Annotated in this window: 22 protein-coding genes; 13 read left to right on the forward strand and 9 right to left on the reverse strand. The window is 62.4% G+C overall.

Going from position 1 to position 19,123, the window contains the following annotated elements:
• The first annotated feature begins 19 nt into the window (after positions 1-19).
• The 7 genes from nifW to PDMSB3_RS27930 are packed head-to-tail and all read left to right on the forward strand — an operon-like array spanning position 20 to position 4,754.
• On the forward strand, positions 20-358 hold the full coding sequence (nifW, locus tag PDMSB3_RS27900; protein ID WP_007177259.1) for a nitrogenase stabilizing/protective protein NifW: 339 nt from the start codon (positions 20-22) through the stop codon (positions 356-358).
• 16 nt (positions 359-374) lie between these two features.
• A complete protein-coding gene (locus PDMSB3_RS27905; RefSeq protein ID WP_007177260.1) occupies positions 375-1,223 on the forward strand; it encodes an electron transfer flavoprotein subunit beta/FixA family protein in 849 nt (282 codons plus the stop codon).
• Complete coding sequence (locus PDMSB3_RS27910) at positions 1,220-2,323, forward strand: electron transfer flavoprotein subunit alpha/FixB family protein (RefSeq protein WP_007177261.1); 1,104 nt, start codon at positions 1,220-1,222, stop codon at positions 2,321-2,323. Before PDMSB3_RS27905 ends, PDMSB3_RS27910 begins: the two co-directional genes overlap by 4 nt.
• A gap of 11 nt (positions 2,324-2,334) precedes the next feature.
• The gene (locus PDMSB3_RS27915) at positions 2,335-3,645 is read left to right on the forward strand and encodes an FAD-dependent monooxygenase (RefSeq protein WP_007177262.1); all 1,311 of its coding nucleotides are present in this window, start codon (positions 2,335-2,337) and stop codon (positions 3,643-3,645) included.
• Positions 3,642-3,941: a ferredoxin family protein gene (locus PDMSB3_RS27920; RefSeq protein ID WP_007177263.1), complete on the forward strand. Its 300-nt coding sequence runs from the start codon at positions 3,642-3,644 to the stop codon at positions 3,939-3,941. The genes PDMSB3_RS27915 and PDMSB3_RS27920 overlap by 4 nt, the downstream gene beginning before the upstream one ends.
• A 10-nt stretch (positions 3,942-3,951) precedes the next feature.
• The gene (locus PDMSB3_RS27925; RefSeq protein ID WP_007177264.1) at positions 3,952-4,278 is read left to right on the forward strand and encodes a (2Fe-2S) ferredoxin domain-containing protein; all 327 of its coding nucleotides are present in this window, start codon (positions 3,952-3,954) and stop codon (positions 4,276-4,278) included.
• Positions 4,275-4,754: a hypothetical protein gene (locus tag PDMSB3_RS27930; protein WP_007177265.1), complete on the forward strand. Its 480-nt coding sequence runs from the start codon at positions 4,275-4,277 to the stop codon at positions 4,752-4,754. The genes PDMSB3_RS27925 and PDMSB3_RS27930 overlap by 4 nt, the downstream gene beginning before the upstream one ends.
• A gap of 57 nt (positions 4,755-4,811) precedes the next feature.
• Here the strand turns inward: PDMSB3_RS27930 and PDMSB3_RS27935 are convergent, their stop codons facing one another.
• The 4 genes from PDMSB3_RS27935 to PDMSB3_RS27950 all read right to left on the reverse strand — a co-directional run bounded on the left by PDMSB3_RS27935 (position 4,812) and on the right by PDMSB3_RS27950 (position 8,626).
• Positions 4,812-5,783, reverse strand: coding sequence for a D-2-hydroxyacid dehydrogenase family protein (locus PDMSB3_RS27935; protein WP_007177266.1), 972 nt, complete (start codon positions 5,781-5,783; stop codon positions 4,812-4,814).
• Positions 5,784-5,800: 17 nt separating this feature from the next.
• Complete coding sequence (locus PDMSB3_RS27940) at positions 5,801-6,811, reverse strand: zinc-dependent alcohol dehydrogenase family protein (RefSeq protein ID WP_165188387.1); 1,011 nt, start codon at positions 6,809-6,811, stop codon at positions 5,801-5,803.
• Positions 6,812-7,012: 201 nt separating this feature from the next.
• Positions 7,013-7,852, reverse strand: a complete 840-nt coding sequence (locus PDMSB3_RS27945; protein ID WP_007177268.1) for a CmcJ/NvfI family oxidoreductase — start codon at positions 7,850-7,852, stop codon at positions 7,013-7,015.
• Positions 7,853-7,870: 18 nt separating this feature from the next.
• Complete coding sequence (locus PDMSB3_RS27950) at positions 7,871-8,626, reverse strand: SDR family NAD(P)-dependent oxidoreductase (RefSeq protein WP_007177269.1); 756 nt, start codon at positions 8,624-8,626, stop codon at positions 7,871-7,873.
• 239 nt (positions 8,627-8,865) lie between these two features.
• Here PDMSB3_RS27950 and PDMSB3_RS27955 point away from each other — a divergent pair, with 239 nt between their 5' ends.
• The 6 genes from PDMSB3_RS27955 (at position 8,866) to PDMSB3_RS27980 (ending at position 13,284) form a co-directional block, all read left to right on the forward strand.
• Positions 8,866-9,303 (forward strand): carboxymuconolactone decarboxylase family protein, encoded by a 438-nt coding sequence (locus PDMSB3_RS27955; protein ID WP_007177270.1) that lies wholly within the window; start codon positions 8,866-8,868, stop codon positions 9,301-9,303.
• A 60-nt stretch (positions 9,304-9,363) separates the two neighbouring features.
• Complete coding sequence (locus PDMSB3_RS27960; RefSeq protein ID WP_007177271.1) at positions 9,364-10,035, forward strand: FMN-dependent NADH-azoreductase; 672 nt, start codon at positions 9,364-9,366, stop codon at positions 10,033-10,035.
• Positions 10,036-10,112: 77 nt separating this feature from the next.
• Positions 10,113-10,544: a cupin domain-containing protein gene (locus tag PDMSB3_RS27965; protein ID WP_165188390.1), complete on the forward strand. Its 432-nt coding sequence runs from the start codon at positions 10,113-10,115 to the stop codon at positions 10,542-10,544.
• Positions 10,545-10,755: 211 nt separating this feature from the next.
• Positions 10,756-12,012 (forward strand): aconitase X, encoded by a 1,257-nt coding sequence (locus PDMSB3_RS27970; protein WP_007177273.1) that lies wholly within the window; start codon positions 10,756-10,758, stop codon positions 12,010-12,012.
• A 31-nt stretch (positions 12,013-12,043) separates the two neighbouring features.
• Positions 12,044-12,496, forward strand: coding sequence for an aconitase X swivel domain-containing protein (locus PDMSB3_RS27975; RefSeq protein WP_405044809.1), 453 nt, complete (start codon positions 12,044-12,046; stop codon positions 12,494-12,496).
• Complete coding sequence (locus PDMSB3_RS27980) at positions 12,493-13,284, forward strand: pyrroline-5-carboxylate reductase (RefSeq protein ID WP_165188395.1); 792 nt, start codon at positions 12,493-12,495, stop codon at positions 13,282-13,284. The genes PDMSB3_RS27975 and PDMSB3_RS27980 overlap by 4 nt, the downstream gene beginning before the upstream one ends.
• A gap of 81 nt (positions 13,285-13,365) precedes the next feature.
• Here the strand turns inward: PDMSB3_RS27980 and PDMSB3_RS27985 are convergent, their stop codons facing one another.
• The 5 genes from PDMSB3_RS27985 to PDMSB3_RS28005 all read right to left on the reverse strand — a co-directional run bounded on the left by PDMSB3_RS27985 (position 13,366) and on the right by PDMSB3_RS28005 (position 19,080).
• A complete protein-coding gene (locus PDMSB3_RS27985) occupies positions 13,366-14,091 on the reverse strand; it encodes a GntR family transcriptional regulator (RefSeq protein ID WP_007177276.1) in 726 nt (241 codons plus the stop codon).
• 98 nt (positions 14,092-14,189) lie between these two features.
• Complete coding sequence (locus tag PDMSB3_RS27990; RefSeq protein WP_165188397.1) at positions 14,190-15,425, reverse strand: metal-dependent hydrolase family protein; 1,236 nt, start codon at positions 15,423-15,425, stop codon at positions 14,190-14,192.
• A gap of 52 nt (positions 15,426-15,477) precedes the next feature.
• A complete protein-coding gene (locus PDMSB3_RS27995) occupies positions 15,478-16,527 on the reverse strand; it encodes a 4-hydroxyproline epimerase (protein WP_232064346.1) in 1,050 nt (349 codons plus the stop codon).
• A 31-nt stretch (positions 16,528-16,558) separates the two neighbouring features.
• Positions 16,559-17,992, reverse strand: coding sequence for an aldehyde dehydrogenase family protein (locus PDMSB3_RS28000; protein WP_007177279.1), 1,434 nt, complete (start codon positions 17,990-17,992; stop codon positions 16,559-16,561).
• A gap of 185 nt (positions 17,993-18,177) precedes the next feature.
• Positions 18,178-19,080, reverse strand: coding sequence for a dihydrodipicolinate synthase family protein (locus tag PDMSB3_RS28005; protein WP_007177280.1), 903 nt, complete (start codon positions 19,078-19,080; stop codon positions 18,178-18,180).
• Between the last annotated feature and the right edge of the window lie 43 nt (positions 19,081-19,123).

A 19,123-nucleotide genomic window follows, 5' to 3' on the forward strand; every position in this document is an offset into this window, starting at 1 on the left:
CCCGCGAGGAGTAAACGCGATGGAAAGCTTTGTCCAGCAACTCAAGGCACTATCCTCGGCCGAGGACTTTCTGCAGTTCTTCGGCATTCCGTTCGACCAGAAAGTCGTCAACGTGAGCCGGCTGCATATCCTGAAGCGCTTTTTCCAGTACATCCGGCAACAGGACGTGCTCCCCGAAGGCGAGGAGGCCGCGCTGTTCGCGTCGTATCACGCGCTGCTTCTCAAGGCTTACGGCGACTTCGTCGTCTCGACGCCAGCCCAGGAAAAAGTGTTCAAGGTGTTCCAGGACACCGCCGGGCGGCAGCACGTTTCCCTCGACAGTCTGCGCGCGTCGCTGCCCGCGCGCACCGTTGCCTGACAGGCGGAGCAAGACCATGCACATCGTCGTCTGCATCAAACAGGTTCCGGACTCGGCGCAGATTCGCGTTCACCCGGTGACCAACACGATCATGCGCCAGGGCGTCCCGGCGATCGTCAACCCGTACGACCTGTTTTCACTCGAAGAAGCGCTACGGCTGAAGGACCGCTTCGGCGGCAAGGTCACGATGCTGTGCATGGGGCCGCCGCAGGCCGAGGATGCGCTGCGCAAATGCATCAGCTTCGGCGCCGACGACGCCGTGCTGGTCACCGACCGCGCGTTCGCGGGCGCGGATACGCTGGCCACCTCGTATGCGCTGGCCGCAGGCGTCCAGCAGATCGCGAAGGAGCAGGCAGTCGACATCGTGTTCACCGGCAAGCAGACGATCGACGGCGATACCGCGCAGGTCGGTCCCGGCATCGCCAAACGCCTCGGGCTGCAACTGCTGACCTACGTGTCGCGCATTGTCGAGACGGATCTCGACGCACGCACGATCACGGTCGAGCGGCGCGCCGAGGGCGGCGTGCAGGTGCTCAGGACCGCGCTGCCGTGCCTGATCACGATGCTGGAGAACACCAACGAACTGCGCTTCGCGACGCTGCCCGCAATGATTCACGCGGCCGGCTATCCGGTGCGCAAATGGAACCGTGAACAGGCCGGCATCGAAGACGTCAGCAAGATCGGCCTGAAGGGTTCGCCGACGGTAGTCAGCAAGGTGTTCGGCCCGACACCGCGCAGCGAGAAAGCGGAGCTGCTCGATCTCGACGCCTCCAGTCTGCGCGATGTGTCGATGAACCTGCTGCAGAAGATTTTCACGCGCCATCCCACCCTGGAAGCCGACCTGCTGATGAAGGAGGGATCATGAACACACCCGCCGCTCCCGCGAAGAAACCCGCCGGCCGCGCGGGCCGCAACCTCGAACTGCCGGAGCATCTGAAGGCCTATAAAGGCGTATGGGTCTTCATCGAGCACGACCGCGGACACGTGCACAGCGTCTCGTGGGAACTGCTCGGCGAAGCCCGCAAGCTGGCCGATACGCTCGGCAGCCGCGTGGGTGTCGCCGTGCTCGGCGGCGCGGACGAGCCGCTCGAACAGTTCGCCGCGGAAGCCTTCGCTTACGGCGCGGACGACGCTTACATCGTTCACGACCCGGTCCTGCGCGGCTATCGCAACGAGCCGTTCACCAAGGGGCTGACCGATCTCGTCAACCGGCATCAGCCTGAGATCCTTCTGCTCGGCGCGACGTCGACGGGCCGCGACCTCGCCGGCTCCGTCGCCACCACGCTCCTGACCGGGCTGACCGCCGACTGCACCGAACTCAATATCGATCCCGTCTCGCGCGCGCTGGCGGCAACCCGCCCCACCTTCGGCGGCTCGCTGCTGTGCACGATCATGACGCTCGCGTACCGCCCGCAGATGGCGACGGTCCGCCCACGCGTGATGCAGATGCCGCCGCGTGACACCGCGCGCACCGGCAACATCGTCCAGGGAACGCTGGGGATGATCGAGACGGACATCGTCACGAGGCTGCTCGACTTTATCCCCGACGCGAGCAGCAACCGCATCAACCTGCCTTACGCCGACGTGATCGTGAGCGGCGGCAAGGGCATGAAGAACCCGGAGAACTTCAGACTGGTGTTCGAACTGGCGAACGTGCTCGGCGGCGAAGTCGGCGCGACCCGGCCATGCGTGCAGGCCGGCTGGGTGGAAGCCGAGCGCCAGGTGGGACAGACCGGCAAGACGGTACGGCCCAAGCTCTACATTGCCGCCGGCATTTCCGGGGCGATCCAGCACCGCGTGGGTATGGAAAGCGCGGACGTGATCGTGGCGATCAACACCGACCCGAACGCGCCGATCTTCGACTTCGCGCACTACGGCATTGTCGGCAACGCGCTGCAGGTGTTGCCCGCGCTGACGCAGGCTTTTGCGGAGCATCTGTCGCGGCGCCGCAAACAGGCTGCCTGAGGAGAATCACCATGAAGAAGCCTTCACAGTTCGATGCGATCGTGGTCGGCGCCGGTCCGTCCGGCAATGCCGCCGCCTATACGATGGCCAAGGCCGGCCTGAAAGTGCTGCAGATCGAGCGCGGCGAATATCCCGGCAGCAAGAACGTGCAGGGCGCGATCCTGTACGCGAAGGCGCTCGAAGAAATCATCCCGGACTTCCGCGACGACGCGCCGCTGGAGCGCCACATCATCGAGCAGCGGATATGGATGCTCGACGACACTTCGTTCGTCGGCACGCATATGCGCAGCGAGGAATACAACAAGCCGCCCTACAACCGCTACACGATCATCCGCGCGCAGTTCGACAAGTGGTTTTCATCGAAAGTGCGCGAAGCCGGCGCCTTGCTGATCTGCGAGACCACGGTGAAGGAACTCATCATGGACGGCGATCAGGTGGTGGGCGTGCAGTGCGATCGCGAGCATGGCGACGTGTATGCGGACGTGGTGGTGCTCGCCGACGGCGTGAATTCGACGCTCGCGCGCAAGGCGGGCTTTCATGGAGAGATCGAAGCCGGCAACGTCGCGCTCGCGGTCAAGGAGATTCTCTTCATGCCCGAGGAGACGATCCGCCAGCGCTTTAACATCGGCGAGGACGACGGCGTGGTGATCGAAATGGTCGGCAGGATCACCGACGGCATGACGGGCACCGGCTTTCTTTATACCAACAAGGAATCGCTTACCATCGGCGTGGGCTGCATGCTGGGCGACTTCAAGAAGAACCCCAACCGCACGAGCCCCTACGTGCTGCTCGAAAAGATGAAGCAGCACCCGTCGATCGCACCGCTGATCGCGGGCGGCGAGATGAAGGAATATTGCGCACATCTGATTCCGGAAGGCGGCTTTCACGCAATCCCGCGGGTCTACGGCAACGGCTGGATGATCGTCGGCGACTCGGGTGGTTTCGTGAACGCTGCGCACCGCGAGGGCTCGAATCTCGCGATGACCACCGGGCGCCTCGCCGCTGAAACGGTAATCCACGCGAAAGCCGCGGGGCTCGGCTATCGCGCGGCCACGCTCAAGGCCTACAAGACCGCGCTCGACCAGAGCTTCGTGATGAAAGACCTGCACAAGTACCGCGACATGCCGGCCGTGCTGCACCAGAATCCGCAGTTCTTCACGACCTACCCCGACCTCGTGGCACGCGCCGCGCGCACGATGCTCACGGTCGACGGCAAGGACAAGAAAAGCAAGGAGCGCGAAATCTTTTCGAGCTTCCGCAAAGCCCGTTCGCTTGCCGGCATGGTGGGCGACGCCTACAAACTCCTGAGGGCCTTCCGATGAGCACCGTACCCGTCAACGTAGAGGAAAAGCTGTTCCAGAACCGTTACCGCGTGGATGCGGGGCGGCCGCACATCCGCATCAAGGACGCCGACGTGTGCCTGAGCGAGTGCAGCGCGAAGAGTTGCACCTTTGTCTGCCCGGCGTCCTGCTACAAGGCCGAAGGCAACGGCACGGTCACGCTGATCACCGACGGTTGCCTCGAATGCGGCAGCTGCCGCATTCTCTGCACCGACCACCAGAACATCGAGTGGGACTATCCGCGCGGTGGTCACGGCATCCTGTTCAAATTCGGTTGAGGGACACGTCATGGCCAGACCCGAACGACATGTGTTTGTCTGCACCCAGAACCGGCCCCCGCAGCATCCGCGCGGCTCCTGCGCAGGTGGCAAAAACTCCACCGCACTGCTGCAGGCGTTCTGGGCGGAACAGCAGAAACGCCAGGCGTACGACACCGTCGCGATCACGTATTCGGGTTGTCTCGGCCCGTGCGATCAGGGTGTGAACGTACTCGTCTATCCGGAGGCGGTGCTTTACAGCGGCGTGACGGTTGCCGACGTGCCGGAAATCTTCACGCGCCACCTGGAGGGCGGTGAACCGGTGCAGCGCCTCATGGCGGCGGAGAAGGTCTGGTGAACCTGCTGACCGGTGTCGAATCGACCGAACTGTTCGGCGGCGACGTGTCGCCCGCCGTGCGGCGCCTCATCGAAGGCTTGCACGGCGCGCCGCCCGAGCAGGTCGTCGCGGTGCTGTGGAGCGTCACGCTGACCTCGCCGCAAAGCCTTGCCGTCTACTATCTGCTCTACAAGTTCCACGCCCGACGCGGCGAGCTCGACGAGGCACAGCACGCGGCGCTGCGAGGACTGAAAGCGGCCGCGCATGCCGCCGGGTTGAATGAAGACTGGCAAACGGTGCGGGCCGGCGACGCGAACTTCGACGCGCCCGGCCCTGCCCGCTTCTGGCTCTTCACCCTGAAGGCGCTCGCCTTTATCGGCCTGCGGCGCGGCGAACGCGACACAGCCGCACAGCTGATCGCCCAGTTGCGGCGGCTCGATCCGGCGGACCACCTCGGCTTCGGCGTAGTGGAAGCGTTGCTGCAACGCTCCGCTTGAGGCGAAACGCAATTTCCAGACGCACCGTCGTCGTTCCGCCGGCCCTATCCGGGCTATTCAGAGCTGCAATTCGCGAACCGGCGCCCCGTCGAGCCAGGCCTGAATCCCCTCGACGATCTGCGGATAGGCGGTACGGTAAGTGTTTTCGGTAACGTAGCCGATATGCGGCGTTGCCAGCACGTTGGGTAGAAACCGGTACGGATGCTGAGGCGCGAGCGGTTCTTCGTCGAATACGTCGAGTGCCGCGCCGGCAATACTCCGTGCCTGCAGTGCCGCGATCAGCGCCGCTTCGGAGACGATCGGCCCACGCGACGTGTTGACCAGATAGGCACTCGGCTTCATCAGCGCCAGTTCGCGCTCGCCGACAATCCCGCAGGTGCGCTCGCCCAGTTTCAGATGAACGGAGAGCACGTCCGCGTCGCGAAACAGCTGATCCTTGTCGACGCGTTCCACGCCGTGTTCGGCGGCCCGCTCGGCCGTCAGGTTCTGGCTCCAGGCGATCGTGCGCATCCCGAATGCCTGCCCCAGGCGGGCGACCGCCTGCCCGATACGGCCAAGTCCCAGCAAACCCAGCGTCTTGCCGTTCACATCCACACCCAGGCCCACCTGCCACCCGCCGGCGCGCAACGAGGTCGCCTCCGCATGCAGGTTGCGCGTGACGGCAAGAATCAACGCCCAGGTGAGCGCCGGGGTGGCCGCGGCGTCGCCGCCGGTCGTGCCCGATACGACGATCCGCTGTTCGCGCGCGGCGAGCAGATCGATTGCCGCGTTCCACATACCGACCGTGACGATCAGCTTGAGCCGCGGCAGACGCGCGAGCAGCCCGGCGTCGAGACGGGTGCGCTCGCGCATCAGCACCACCACGTCGAACGGCGCGAGGCGCGCGGCGAGCGAGTCGGGATCGGCGACGTGGTCGTGAAAGAAGACCGCCTGTGCGCGCGGCGCGAGACTGGCCCAGTCGGCGAAAGAGCGGGCCGTCTGCTGATAGTCGTCGAGCACCGCAATGCTCGCGACAGCGAAATGTGACATGTAGGCGACTCCTGTTGTCAATGAGAGATGACGACCTTGCCGAAGAAGGCACGGTCGTCGAAGTGATGCCAGGCATCGAGGGCGCGCTCGAACGGGAACACGCTGTCGATCACCGGCTTCAGGCCGGATGACGCGACCGCACGCACCAGGTCCTGCAGCCCCGAGCGGTCGCCGACCGAGATCCGGTAGAACACGCCGCCGCTGCGAAACAGGTCGTTGAAATCGAGGTTGGACTGGCTGGAGGCGAGAAAGCCGATCAGCGCGACTTCGCCGCGGTTCGCCACGGCCTTGATCGACTGTTCGAGCGTGCCCGCGCCGCCAACTTCGAGCACCCGATCGACGCCACGTCCGTCGGTCAGCTCGCGCACCCGGTCGCCCCATGCCGGGGTCTCGACGTAATTGATGACTTCGTCGGCGCCGAGCGCCTTGAGGCGCGCTGCTTTTTCCGGCGAAGAAGTCGTGGCGATCACGCGCGCGCCGAGCAGTCTGGCGAGCTGGACCGCGAATACGGAGACGCCGCCGCTGCCCTGGGTCAACACCGTTTGTCCGGGACGCAGCGGTCGCAATCCGGATAGCGATGTCCATGCGGTCAGCGCCGCGCAAGGCAGCGTGGCCGCCTCTTCGAAGGTAAGGTGGGGAGGCGCCGCGACGATTGCCTCTTCGCTGACAACCTTGTACTCGGCCAGCCAGCCGTCGCGATGCGAGCCATAGCTCTGCGAGCCGAGCGTGGGCGGCGGATTGCCACCATACCAGCGCGCATGAAACGTATTGATGACCCGGTCGCCGACCTTGAAGTCGACAACGTCCTCGCCCACGGCCGCAATCTCGCCGGCAGCGTCGCTGAGCGGAATCAGGCCGGCCTGTTGCGCGCGCAGGTAGGTGCCGTGAACCATTGCGATGTCGCGATAGTTCAGCGACGACGCCCGCACCCGGATCAGCACTTCACCGCGCTGCGGCTCGGGCGTAGGTTCGTCATGAAGCGTGAGATGGTCGAGGCTGCCGGCTTGATCGAAGCGATACACTTTCATCGAACGACTCCCATGAAGTCGCGCGATGCGGGCCCCTCGACGGAGAATGGCGAAGCCAGGTCATCGCGCGAGTCGTCAGTCTAATGGGATCTTCGCGAGCCTGCTTGCCGCTGCGGCGTTCCACCTTCGTGACTTTCAGTCGTAAGGTAAACGGCGGCACGCAGTCACGCGAAGTGACTCCGCGCAGCGAGACCGGGCCGCTCAGAAAAACAGCAGCGTGCGCAGTTCGATACTGCGTCGCGGCGGCGCGTCGGCCGGTGACGTGGGGTCGTCGAATGCCGTGTGCGCGGTGAGCCGCGCAATGCCGTCACCCGCCGAATCGTAGATCTTGAGCAACAGGAATTCATCGGGCGCCATATTGGGGAAGTAGTACCAACGGTGACGCGGATTGAAGACCAGCGCATACGTCTCGCCTACTTTGTCGGGATAGACGAGATCCGAAGCCACCAGATCGTTGAGCGCGATACTGCGCGAATCGCACAGCGCGAGCGGCGACGACCGCACCGTTTCGCCGATCGGTCGCCACAGGTTGACGATCGCCACACGCCCTTGCAGCAACTGCTCGGCTTCCTCCGCCGGCAGATGATCGCGCACGCGCCGCGGCCCCGACACGAAGGTCTGGTCGTTATGAATGTACTTGACCGGTTCCCTCACACCTTCGGCACGCCCTGCGTTGCCGTCGCGCAGCGTGTGATCGAACACGACGACGCGGCGGGCGCCCGTGGCCTGCTTCAATAGCTGTTCGCTTTCCCGGTAGTAAACGGATTCGATCTTCGCCGGGTCGGAGAAGTCGGTCAATGCACTGGCATGCCGATGCAGTTCGAAACCGTTCCGGTCGAGCGACAACGCACCCGGCGGCGGCGCAACGCGCGCGTTCGAGACCGTCACCCGATGCAGGCGGTACACGCCGCTGCGCTTCGGCACGCCGGGCGGCGGCTCGTATTGATACGCGACCGGTTTCTCGCCGCTGAACTCGAGATAATTCAGCTCTGCCTGAACCGATGCGGCAGAGGCCGGTGTGTCGATGACGATATCGCTCATGGTCGCGTCCTCATCACGTTAAAACGATTCGTTGAACGGCCGCAGGTCGATTTCCTGCGACCATGCGCTGCGCCCTTGCTGATGGAGATGCCAGTACGAGTCGGCGATCTCGTCGGGATTGAGCAGGCCGTCCGGGCCGCGTTCGGCCGCCCGCTGCGGCGCGGAGGTGCGCAGGCGCTCACCGTCGATGCCCCCATCCACCACCACATGCGCAACATGGATATTCTGTGGCCCGAACTCGCGTGCGAGGCTCTGCGTGAGCGAGCGCAGGCCGGCCTTGGCCGAAGCGAACGCGGCAAACGGCGGGCGGCCGCGCAGCGAAGCCGTTGCGCCCGTGAACAGCAGCGAGCCGCGGCCGGCTACCAGCAACGGCGGCAACGCCGCCCGGGCGAACAGGAAGCCGCCGAGCGTCGTGACGCGCCATGCCGCCTCGAACTGCTCGGCGCTCAGATCGAGCGTCGGTGCGCGCGTCGCGCCCGCGGCGTTGAAGATCGCGACTTCGAGCGTGCCTCGTTCCGCGAGTTGCCGCGCAATGGCTGCGAGGTCGCTCTCGCTCGTGACGTCGCCGGGCAAAGCCAGGGCCTGCCCGCCGGCGCGCTGAATTTCGGCGACCACCGTATCGAGCCGCTCGCGCGAGCGCCCTGTTACAACGACGCTCAAACCCTCACGCGCAAAACGGCGCGCGAGCGCCGCTCCCAATCCTGCGCTCGCGCCTACCCCGGCAATCCACGCAAGACGCGTGTTCGTCAGGTTGTTCTGGACAGCATCGCTCATTGGATTCTCCATTGCATCTATTCATCAGCGTAGGCGAGCGTTGCCAACGATAGAAATAACGAATTGTGGAAAGTTAAGCGGCAAAATCGGATCTTTTCGGTCAGCTGCTGGATCAGCGCGCACAGATCTAAGTGGTTACCTTGATTTGTTCAAAACTGGTCATTTTCAGAGTCCACTCTGAAGACTAATCTTCACTCACCGCATCACCGGATGCGCCCTATCCAACTCAGGAGTGAATCATGGAACAACGTCTCGATTTCTACAAAGCCAACCCCGCCGCCATCAAGGCGCTGCTCGGCGTCGAAGAGCGCATCGGCAAGTCGGCGCTCGAAAAATCGCTGGCCGAACTGGTGCGCCTGCGTGCCTCACAGATCAACGGCTGCGCGTACTGCGTCGACATGCATACCACCGACGCTCGCAATGGCGGCGAAACCGAACGGCGCCTGGCGACCGTGGTGGTATGGCGCGAAACGCCGTTCTTTACCGACCGCGAACGCGCGGCGCTCGAATGGACGGAAGCGTTGACGCTGGTCTCGCTCGACCATGTGCCCGACGCCGTGTGGACCGCCGTGCGCCCTCACTTCAACGAGGCGGAACTGGTCGACCTGACCCTGCTGATTTCGGCGATCAACGCATGGAACCGCTTCGCGATTGCTTTCCGCAAGCTGCCGGCGTAAGCGATGCCACTCAGCGCAAGCCGCAACCCATTTTGAGTCATCCTGGCACGGAAAGTATTGATGAAAATTATGCATGTCGATGCGAGCGCCAAGCGCGAGCGATCCAATTCCCGCGCGTTGAGCCGGTTCTTTATCGAGCGTCTGCGTGACGAAGGGGTGGAGCTTGACGTCGATTATCTGGATGTGACGGTGGATACGCCGCCCCACGTGAGCGAAGCGTTCGCCATTGCCACTTACACGCCGGAGCACGAGCGCACCGCTGCGATGCGCGCCACGCTGGCAGACTCCGACGCATTGTGCCGACGCCTGCTCGAAGCCGATGCGCTGGTCTTCGCGATGCCGATGTACAACTGGTCGATGCCCTCCGCGTTCAAGGCCTTTGTCGATAGCGTCACGCGAACCGGCGTGACTTATGTGAATACCGCCGACGGCCGCATCGAAGGCCAGCTCGGGCGGCAAAAGGTTCTGTTCATCACGAGCCGCGGCGCGGATCTGCGTCCCGGCTCACCCTATTCTTCGATGGATGCGCTGACGCCCGCGCTAAAAGCGGCCTTCGGCTTTCTTGGCGTCGCGGACCCTACCTTCGTCGATGCGCAGCCGCTGCAGTTCTCCAACCAGGAGGCGCGGGTCGAAGCAATCGAACGGGCACGCGCCGAGTTGTCGGCGGTGGCTGCGACATGGGCGAACCGGGCAATGTCGCCGAAAATGGAGCGGGATGTCGTGACCTCCTGATTTCCGCTGCGCCAGAAAGCTGATCAACCGCCGACAACTATTCGGCATACTAATTTCTACCATCTCAGAGTATTGAAATGCGTACCAGGAAACTTATCGCCGCTGCCGCACTCGCCGGTCTTTCCCTCACTGCCGTATCGCGCAACCTGTTTGCCGGGGAACCGGCCGCCACGCGCGAAACGATTACGCCGACATTCGCCGAAGCGATCGCCAACGTTCCCGGCAAGAAGATCACCGCCCTGATCGTCGACTATGCGCCCGGCGGCAAATCGCCCGCGCATCGGCACGGGCAGGCTTTCGTGGTCGGTTATGTGCTGTCCGGCGCAATCCGTAGCCAGGTGAACAATGGCGAGGAAAAGGTTTTTCACGCGGGTGAACATTGGACCGAAAATCCCGGCGTTCATCACACCGAGAGCGAAAATGCCAGCACCACGGAACCCGCCAGATTACTGGCTATCTTCGTGGCTGATTCGAAAGACAAAAACCTCGTCACGTTCGACAGCAAGTAAGCGGAGCCGCTTGTGCTCGAGCAATCGATGTTTTCTTGGCACCGCCGCATCGAAGCGGTGCAAAGTCGGGACACGACGAAGGCCGGCCCGCTTCAGGCCACCTCCGACGTAGCGCGATTGGCCGCATGCAATAACGCGTGACTTGCATTGAGCTTTTGGATCCCATATCCTGCATACATAAAAGCAAACACTGCAAAGGAACACCATAGTCATGCTGGTATTGAACGCACAGGATCAGGCCATGCGGGACGGCGCGTTCGGAAGCGGCGTCGCGCTTGCGATGCGCATTGTCGCCCGCACCGCAAACGTCATGGGCGCGCGCGAGCTTATCGATATCAGCTCGGCGCACATCGACGGGTGCCTTTATCACGGTCCCGCCAGCCTCGATTTCGTCGAACGTTTTGTTCAGGGCGATACGAGGGTCGCTGTTCCGACCACACTGAACGTCGGCTCGCTCGACCTGATCCACCCAGAGCTGTATCACGGCGACAAGACGACAGAGCGCGCGGCGGAACGACTGATGAAAGCGCACCTCGCGCTTGGCTGCGAATCGAGCTTCACTTGCGCGCCGTATCAGCTGAAACATCGCCCGAAAGCGGGCGATCAGATTGCGTGGGCAGAATCGAATGCCATTGTTTTTGCCAATTCAGTACTGGGTGCACGCACCAGCCGCTATGGCGACTTCCTCGATCTGGCCGCCGCCATTACCGGCCGTGCTCCGCACGCCGGGCTTCATATCACCGAAAATCGGGCCGCGCGTATTGTCGTCGAAGCGCCTGACTTCGCCAGGCTGCCTGGCCGGGACGTCTTCTTCGCCGTGCTGGGCTTTCTGCTAGGTGAGCAAGCCGGCGCGACAGTGGCCGCTATCGTCGGTTTGCCGCCCGATAGCAGCGAAGACGAATTGAAGGCGCTGGGAGCCGCGGCCGCGTCGAGTGGCGCGGTAGCGCTCTTTCACGCGGTTGGCATTACACCTGAGGCGCCGACGCTCGACGCCGCATTGCAGGGCCAAGCGCCAGCCCGGACCATTTCCATTTCAATCGATCAACTTGCCGCAGTCCGGCGGCGGTTGAACCAGGGCCGCCCCGGAGATCCGCTTATCGCGGTGAGCCTCGGTACACCGCATTTTTCAGTCGAAGAATTCGAGCAACTCGTCGAATTGTTCGCGCTGCATGACGGACCTCTGAAATGCGACTTTTACGTGAACACAAGCCGATTCGTACTCTGGCAGCTTGAAACGACGGGGATAGCTCAGGTTCTCGCCAAACGCGGTGTGCAGATCGTAGTCGACACCTGCACTTATATCACCCCCGTGATGAAAAAACTGAGCGGACTCGTCATGACGAACTCCGGCAAATGGGCACACTATGCGCCGGCGAATATCGGCGTTTCGGTGGCGTATGGAAGCATGCAGGAATGCGTGCGCTCCGCGTTCGAAGGCAAGGTGTATTTCGATGAACAGAGCAGCTAACGAAACCAGCCGCGGTGACGCGGATCATGGAATGGATCAGAGCGGCTGGTCACACGCCAGCACTCTGGCTGCCGGGCACGCGCGCGGCGCCGTACTCGCGCTCGAACCATTGAGTTTCTGGGGCGGCTACGACGCCGCGCTCGGAAAGATCGTTGAGAAATCTCACCCGTGTCATGGGCGGAGCCTTGCCGGCAAGATCATGGTGATGCCGCGCGCCAAGGGCTCCAGTTCAAGCAGCAGCGTGCTCGCCGAGGCGATCCGCAATGGCACGGGTCCGAGCGGCATTGTGCTTCGCGAGCGGGATCTGATCATCTCTATCGGCGTCATTGTCGCGAACGAACTTTACGGCGTGAGCGTTCCGCTCGTGGTGGTGGACGACGACGTCTTCGACACACTATACCGCTGCACACAGCCCATTCAGATCGATGCGCCGCATGAGGGCGGCGAGGCCCGCATCGAAATCATGTCTGGAACCACGCTATGAGCGTCGGGAGAATCGGATTCATTGGCACGGGGAGCATCACCGAGGCCATCGTCACCGGACTGGCGACATGCGCTGATGTACCAACCGAGGTATGGCTATCGCCGCGCAACGCGCGGGTTGCAGGCAGGCTCGCGCAGGCGTACCCAATGGTGCGCGTGGCGGGCGGAAACCAGGAAGTGGTGGATCGCTGCGACGTGGTATGCCTCGCCGTACGACCACAGGTAGCCGAAGGTGTATTGCAAGCCCTGCGATTTTCCGGTCGGCACCACGTGATCAGCTTTATAGCGACATATGGGGTCGACAAACTGAGAACGCTCATTAGGCCGGCAAAAACCCTTGTCCGCGCAGCGCCGCTTCCAACCGTGGCGGAACACCTGTGCAACACACTCGTGTTTCCCGCGGACGATATCGCCCGAAGTCTTTTTACACAGTTGGGTGGTGCAATCGAGGCCGGCAGCGAGGAAACGTTCGACGTCCTGTTCTCAGCAACAGCAACGATGGGCAGCTACTTCGCCCTGTTGCACAACCAGGCTCGCTGGCTCGAGAAGCATGGTTCGAGCTACGGCGAAGCGCGCGACTATCTTGCAAGCCTGCACTTCGGCCTTGCTAGCGTCGCACGGAAAACGCAGAGCCGTTTCGACGAGCTTTCCGGCGAGTTCACGACAGCTGGCGGTTTGAACGAACAGGTACTGGACGCGCTTCGCGCCCATCAGGTGTTCAGTGCTTTCGATGAAGCTTTCGACCAGGTTCTACACCGGATCGGCGGGACATCTAGACCCGATCAATAACGCATCAAACGAAGAGGGCCAATGACCCTCTCCCCGATATGACCGGCAGAGCATTCTTCACTGGCCGCGCTATTGCGCGATTCACCGCGAAATCACCGCCTCGACCACGCTGACAATCTGCTTGGCCGCCGTCTTGACGTGCTGCTCCAGAAGCTTCGCTCCGAGTTTCGGATCGCGCTGGCGGCATGCCTCGACGAGGCCCATATGCTCTTCGTGCGACTGCTCGCGAATCGGCACCTGAACGACCTGAAACCGGAAATACCGGTCGCTACGGTCATGCAGCACCCTGAGCATCTGCAGTGTGATATCCCGCTGTGCAGGAAGATAAAGGGTTTCGTGGAATCGCCAGTTCAGTTGTCCCCACTGGCCCTCTGAAGCCTTGTCCATTTCCTTGACGAGGCGCTCCGCCTTGTTGATCTCGGCATCCGTAATGCGCGCAATCGCTTCGGCGAAAAGCCACGGTTCCAGACGCAGGCGGATATCGAACGTTTCCTGGACTTCTTCCACCGAGAGTTCCGCTACGTAAGCGCCTTTGTGCGGGACACTGGTCAGCAAACCCTCACCGGTCAGGCGCGTGATGGCTTCGCGAATCGGCACGCGGCTCACGCCCAGTTCCTCGGCCAGCGCTTCCTGTCGCAGCACCTCGCCTGGCGCGAGTTCGCCGCTCAGAATCCGTTGGCGGATCGCGGTCAACACGAGATCCACCGTGGTGGGACGAACGATTTTCCTCGTCACGTTCGCGGCGGCAGAAGCCTCGCCTGGCGGGGACGTTTCGGAGCGACGTTGTTTGGCGGCAACCGGGGGCATGGCAACGGATCTATAGGGTGAGGACGTTACCGACATCGTAGCACGATGTCGGCTTTAGGATCCAAAATCCAATAATCCGCCTGCCCTTTACGACAGGTTTACGACAGGGCTTGACGAACCCAGGCGCCATTTTTCATGACCGCCGAAATCCGCTCGCCCTGGCCGCCCAGCAGGCGGATGTCCGTGGAAGGATCGCCGTCGACCACGAGAAGATCCGCAAATGCGTCTGCCGCAATCACCCCGAGGCGCCCCTGCATGCCGACGATTTCAGCACCGATCGCAGTAGCCTGACAGATCGTCTCGAACGCGCCCAGAATGTCGGCACGAATCGACAGTTCGTCGCTTTGATACTGATGCATGTCGCCGAGCAGATCGGTTCCCAAACCCATCTTCACGCCGTGACGCTTCAGGATTTCCAATGCCTTCAGCCCCTGAATACGGACCGATTCGTTCTTGGCGAGCGCGCTCTCCCCAACCCCAGACTTGATGCCCACCTTGCTCATCGCGTCATAGGTCACCAGCGTAGGTACGGCAAACGCGCCGTGTTTTGCCATGACGGCGGCGGCTTCATCGTCGATCAGGTTGCCGTGCTCGATCGTGCGCACGCCGAGTTCGACGACCCGAGCGATCGCCTTGCCGGTGTAGGCGTGGGCCATCACATAGGTCTGATGCGACGCGGCTTCTTCCACGACGGCTTTAATCTCGTCGACCGAAAACTGCAGATTGCCGATCGGATCGGTCGGAGACGCCACGCCGCCCGACGCCATGATCTTGATGTGATGCGCGCCGGAACGCATCTCTTCGCGAACGGCCTTGCGAACCTCGTCCACGCCGTCGACAATGCGGCCGATTGCGCCGAGGTTCCGGTGACAGCCGCACGGATCAGGATCCGAGTTGTCGAAGCGCTCGCGAAAATCGCCATGACCGCCGGTTTGCGACAGCGCCTTGCCGGCAACGAACAGGCGCGGGCCCGCAATCACGCCTTCTTCGATAGCTCGCGACAACGCATAGTCGGCGCCGCCGGCATCGCGCACGGTCGTGAAGCCGCGATGCAGCATGCCGGCCAGAATCGGTACGGCGCGCAGCACCGCGAAAGTGTTGGGCAAGCGCCCGTTGTTACCCAGATGCGCCACCGACGCAATCACATGCGCGTGGCAGTCGACCATACCGGGCATCACCGTTTTACCGGCGACATCGATCACGTCGGCACCGTTGATCGAGACAGGCTCGCGCGACACCTCGCGGATCCTGTCGTTTTCGATCACGATCGAATAGCGTGCGTCGTCGTGCTCATGATTGACATCGAGAACACGGGCGTTCTTTAGAATAAGCATGATTCCCTCTTCAGATTGAAGTCATTCGCTGCGTGAGACCTCGCTCGCAACTTCATTTCAACAGGAAGCCCTTCGCAAGCGGATCCCGGTCGTCGACAAAAATAGTGTTATGGCCGGTGACGCGAGCCCAGCCTTCGATACTCGGAATGATCGCGTCGAATTTCCCGACGCGAGTCGCCTCTTCCGGCACGCCCACAAATAGCGTGCCGATAATGCTTTCGTGGACGAAGCGTTCGCCGATCGCAAGCTTGCCCTTAGCCACAAGCTGCGCCATGCGAGCGGAGGTGCCTGTGCCGCAAGGCGACCGGTCGATCGCCTTGTCTCCGTAGAACACGGCGTTGCGGGCGGTTGCGCCCGCAACGGTCGGTTCGCCGGTCCACATGACATGGCTGAGGCCGCGAATTTCCGCTTTTTCCGGATGCGTGAAATCGTATTTCTGATTGGCCTTCTGCCGCAGTATTGGACTCAGCCGCTGTATGTCCGACGGCTTCAGCGCATGCATGCCCGCGTAGTTGGCTTGCGGCTCGATGATGGCGTAGAAGTTTCCACCGTAAGCCACGTCAAAACGAATCTCACCCAGTCCTTCAACTTCGACGGAGAGATCAGTTGAATGAAGGAATGACGGCACGTTGATGAGCTGGACCGAATCGACGTGCTCGCCATCCAGCCTGTATCTGGCAAGCACCGGACCTGCCGGTGTGTCCAGTCGCAAAACGCCGGGTTCCCTGGGACGTACCAGACCGTTCTCGATCGCCGTTGTCACAGTGCCGATGGTTCCGTGGCCGCACATTGGCAAACACCCGCTCACCTCGATGAACAGGATTGCCACGTCGCAGTCGGGCCGGGTCGGCGGATAAAGGATGCTGCCGGACATCACCTCGTGTCCGCGCGGTTCGAACATCAGGGAAGTGCGGATCCAGTCGAACTCTCTCTCGAAGTGGGCGCGCTTCTCGATCATGTTCGCGCCTTCGAGCAGAGGCGCGCCGCCCGCGACGACACGCACCGGATTGCCGCATGTGTGGCCGTCGATACAGAAGAAAGTCGATTTCATATTGCTGCTCCAGGATGATGTTTTCCGGCTTCCGGTGGACGACCCCGCCACCTGATCTGCTGCACACACCGGATGGGGCTCATTACGCCTTCACGTAGGCGGTTTTGACGACGGTGTAGAACTCCCGCGCATACGTACCCTGCTCTCGCGGACCGTAGCTCGACCGCTTGCGACCACCGAACGGCACGTGGTAATCGACGCCCGCAGTCGGCGCATTGACCATCACCATTCCCGCTTCCGCATGCCGCCTGAAATGGCTCGCGTATTTGAGCGACGTCGTGCAGATGCCGGCGGCAAGCCCGTACGGGGTATCGTTGGCCACTGCGAGCGCTTCTTCGTAGTCTGCGACCTCGATGACCGATGCGACCGGGCCGAATACTTCTTCCCGGTTGATACGCATCGTATTGTCGGTCCCGATGACGAGCGCCGGGCGCATGAAGTAGCCCCGCGTCGGACGCTCGACCCGCTCACCGCCCAGCACCTGGCCGCCCTCTTCTGCTGCAATCTTCAGATACTTCAGGTTCTGTTGCAATTGGCGATCGTCCACCACCGGTCCGATCCGTGTCGCCTTGTCCAGCGCATGTCCCACCACCAGTTCAGACGCTTTGCGCTGCAGCGCGGCGACAAATTGCCCGTGAATGGCCGACGTGACGATCAGACGCGACGACGCCGTGCACCGCTGCCCCGTCGAGAAGAATGAGCCGTCAAGGGCCGCCTCCACCGCGACGTCGAGGTCCGCGTCGTCGATGACCACCAGCGGATTCTTGCCGCCCATTTCAAGCTGCACTTTCTTGCCGCTTGTCACGCACTTCACCGCAATCGCCCGTCCCGTACTCTCGGATCCTGTGAAGCTGATTGCGTCGATGTCCGGTGACGCGACCAACGCTTCGCCGACCACGCGCCCCGGTCCGAGCAACAGATTGACCACACCGGCCGGCAGACCCGATTCTTCGAGAATCTTCACGAGTTCCGTGGCGCACGCCGGAACCGCCTCGGCCGGCTTGATAACAACGGTATTTCCATAAGCAAGCGCGGGCGCGATCTTCCAAGCGGGAATGGCGATCGGGAAATTCCACGGCGTAATCATGCCGATCACACCGAGCGGTTCCCGCGTCACTTCGACCGTCATACCCGGCCGCACCGACGACACCACCTCGCCACCGATGCGCAGCGCTTCGCCGGCAAAAAACTTGAAGATGTTGCCCGCGCGGCCCACTTCCCCGATCGCCTCGGCAAGACGCTTGCCCTCCTCGCGCGCGAGCAATGTCCCCAACTCTTCTTTGCGCTGAAGAATTCGGGTTCCCGCGGCGTCGAGAATGTCGGCTCGCTGCTGCGGAGTCGTCAGCGACCAGGAGCGGAATGCGTGACGCGCCGCGGCGATCGCGTCGGCGACCAGCGCATCGTCGGCGAGCCGGGCCTCGCCCACGACGTCGGACAGATCCGACGGGTTGAGGTTCGGCAATGTGCTCGTCGTACCAAGCCATTCTCCGTTAATGAAGCTGCGATATTGCGACATACTGATTTCCCCCAGCGAGAAGTGGCGTTCTGATGGACCGGCACACAATGCCCACGTCGCTGAGTTTGCAAGTGATGCGGCAGCGCGAATCCGGAGATTCGCGCTGCCAGCAGGATGGATTGGCCGTTCGCTGCTGAAGTCCCGCCGCAACCGCGCCTCGCGGCGCGATTAGCGAGCAGTTGAGATCAGTTCGACAGCGCGCGTACGTTGGCGATAGCCTGTTCGACAATCGCCACGACCTTCTGACGCTCCTCGCCTTCGAGCTTCAGGCGGGGCGCCTTGACGTTTTCCGGGTAGCCGGCCGTCATGTTTTCCGCCAGCTTGATGTACTGAACCAGCTTGACATGCACATCCAGGTGGAACAGGTCGATCAGCGCGCGATAGAGCTCGCGCGCCTTGACGAAATCACCCGCCACGGCCAGGTTCAGCAACTCGACCGACTCCTTCGGCATGGCGTTCGCCATGCCCGAGACCCAGCCCGTTACACCCAGTGCCGCCGATTCCAGCACGAGGTCGTCGACACCGCAGAACACCGCAAAGCGGTCGCCGAAGCGCTTCAACAGGTCCGTCACGCGGGTTGTGTCGTACGTTTCTTCCTTGATCGCGACCACGTTCGCTTCGTCCTTGAGCTGGTCCATCAGATCGGGGCGCATGTCCACGCCGTAGCCGCGCGGATTGTTGTAGATCATCAGGCCAAGCTTGGTGGACCGCGCGATCGTGCGATAGAACTCGACGGTTTCGCGGTCATCCGAGCGGTACGTCAGGCCCGGAAACACCATGAGGCCCTGCACGCCGATTGCCTCGGCGTCCTGAGCGAACTGGACAGCCAGCGCGGTGCTCGTTTCTGCGAGACCCGAAATCACGGGGACGCGGCCAGCAACGGTTTCAACGGCCAGCTTAAGCACCGTGCGCTTCTCGTCCGCGGTGAGTTGGGCATTTTCACCGACCATGCCCATCATCACGACACCGCCGACACCGTTCTCGATCAGGCGGTTCAAGCCGCTTTTGATCGCTTCGTGATCGAGCGAACCGTCGTCCTTCAGTTTGGTCGTGACAGCGGGGAAAACACCTTTCCAGTTGACTTGCATGGCTATACCTTTAAAAGAAAATTGAAACACAAGCGGGCAGTCC

The sequence above is a fragment of the Paraburkholderia dioscoreae genome (assembly GCF_902459535.1).
Classification (GTDB): domain Bacteria; phylum Pseudomonadota; class Gammaproteobacteria; order Burkholderiales; family Burkholderiaceae; genus Paraburkholderia; species Paraburkholderia dioscoreae.

What these genes read in the sequence shown, in the direction of transcription:
- PDMSB3_RS27920 (WP_007177263.1), top strand. Translation starts at nt 3,642, where the DNA reads ATGAGCACCGTACCCGTCAACGTAGAGGAAAAGCTGTTCCAGAACCGT.
- PDMSB3_RS27925 (WP_007177264.1), top strand. Translation starts at nt 3,952, where the DNA reads ATGGCCAGACCCGAACGACATGTGTTTGTCTGCACCCAGAACCGGCCC.
- PDMSB3_RS28000 (WP_007177279.1), bottom strand. Translation starts at nt 17,992, where the DNA reads ATGTCGCAATATCGCAGCTTCATTAACGGAGAATGGCTTGGTACGACG.
- PDMSB3_RS27955 (WP_007177270.1), top strand. Translation starts at nt 8,866, where the DNA reads ATGGAACAACGTCTCGATTTCTACAAAGCCAACCCCGCCGCCATCAAG.
- PDMSB3_RS27990 (WP_165188397.1), bottom strand. Translation starts at nt 15,425, where the DNA reads ATGCTTATTCTAAAGAACGCCCGTGTTCTCGATGTCAATCATGAGCAC.
- PDMSB3_RS27950 (WP_007177269.1), bottom strand. Translation starts at nt 8,626, where the DNA reads ATGAGCGATGCTGTCCAGAACAACCTGACGAACACGCGTCTTGCGTGG.
- PDMSB3_RS27915 (WP_007177262.1), top strand. Translation starts at nt 2,335, where the DNA reads ATGAAGAAGCCTTCACAGTTCGATGCGATCGTGGTCGGCGCCGGTCCG.
- PDMSB3_RS27985 (WP_007177276.1), bottom strand. Translation starts at nt 14,091, where the DNA reads ATGCCCCCGGTTGCCGCCAAACAACGTCGCTCCGAAACGTCCCCGCCA.
- PDMSB3_RS27905 (WP_007177260.1), top strand. Translation starts at nt 375, where the DNA reads ATGCACATCGTCGTCTGCATCAAACAGGTTCCGGACTCGGCGCAGATT.
- PDMSB3_RS27980 (WP_165188395.1), top strand. Translation starts at nt 12,493, where the DNA reads ATGAGCGTCGGGAGAATCGGATTCATTGGCACGGGGAGCATCACCGAG.
- PDMSB3_RS27945 (WP_007177268.1), bottom strand. Translation starts at nt 7,852, where the DNA reads ATGAGCGATATCGTCATCGACACACCGGCCTCTGCCGCATCGGTTCAG.
- PDMSB3_RS27970 (WP_007177273.1), top strand. Translation starts at nt 10,756, where the DNA reads ATGCTGGTATTGAACGCACAGGATCAGGCCATGCGGGACGGCGCGTTC.
- nifW (WP_007177259.1), top strand. Translation starts at nt 20, where the DNA reads ATGGAAAGCTTTGTCCAGCAACTCAAGGCACTATCCTCGGCCGAGGAC.
- PDMSB3_RS27940 (WP_165188387.1), bottom strand. Translation starts at nt 6,811, where the DNA reads ATGAAAGTGTATCGCTTCGATCAAGCCGGCAGCCTCGACCATCTCACG.
- PDMSB3_RS27910 (WP_007177261.1), top strand. Translation starts at nt 1,220, where the DNA reads ATGAACACACCCGCCGCTCCCGCGAAGAAACCCGCCGGCCGCGCGGGC.
- PDMSB3_RS27965 (WP_165188390.1), top strand. Translation starts at nt 10,113, where the DNA reads ATGCGTACCAGGAAACTTATCGCCGCTGCCGCACTCGCCGGTCTTTCC.
- PDMSB3_RS27935 (WP_007177266.1), bottom strand. Translation starts at nt 5,783, where the DNA reads ATGTCACATTTCGCTGTCGCGAGCATTGCGGTGCTCGACGACTATCAG.
- PDMSB3_RS28005 (WP_007177280.1), bottom strand. Translation starts at nt 19,080, where the DNA reads ATGCAAGTCAACTGGAAAGGTGTTTTCCCCGCTGTCACGACCAAACTG.
- PDMSB3_RS27975 (WP_405044809.1), top strand. Translation starts at nt 12,044, where the DNA reads ATGGATCAGAGCGGCTGGTCACACGCCAGCACTCTGGCTGCCGGGCAC.
- PDMSB3_RS27960 (WP_007177271.1), top strand. Translation starts at nt 9,364, where the DNA reads ATGAAAATTATGCATGTCGATGCGAGCGCCAAGCGCGAGCGATCCAAT.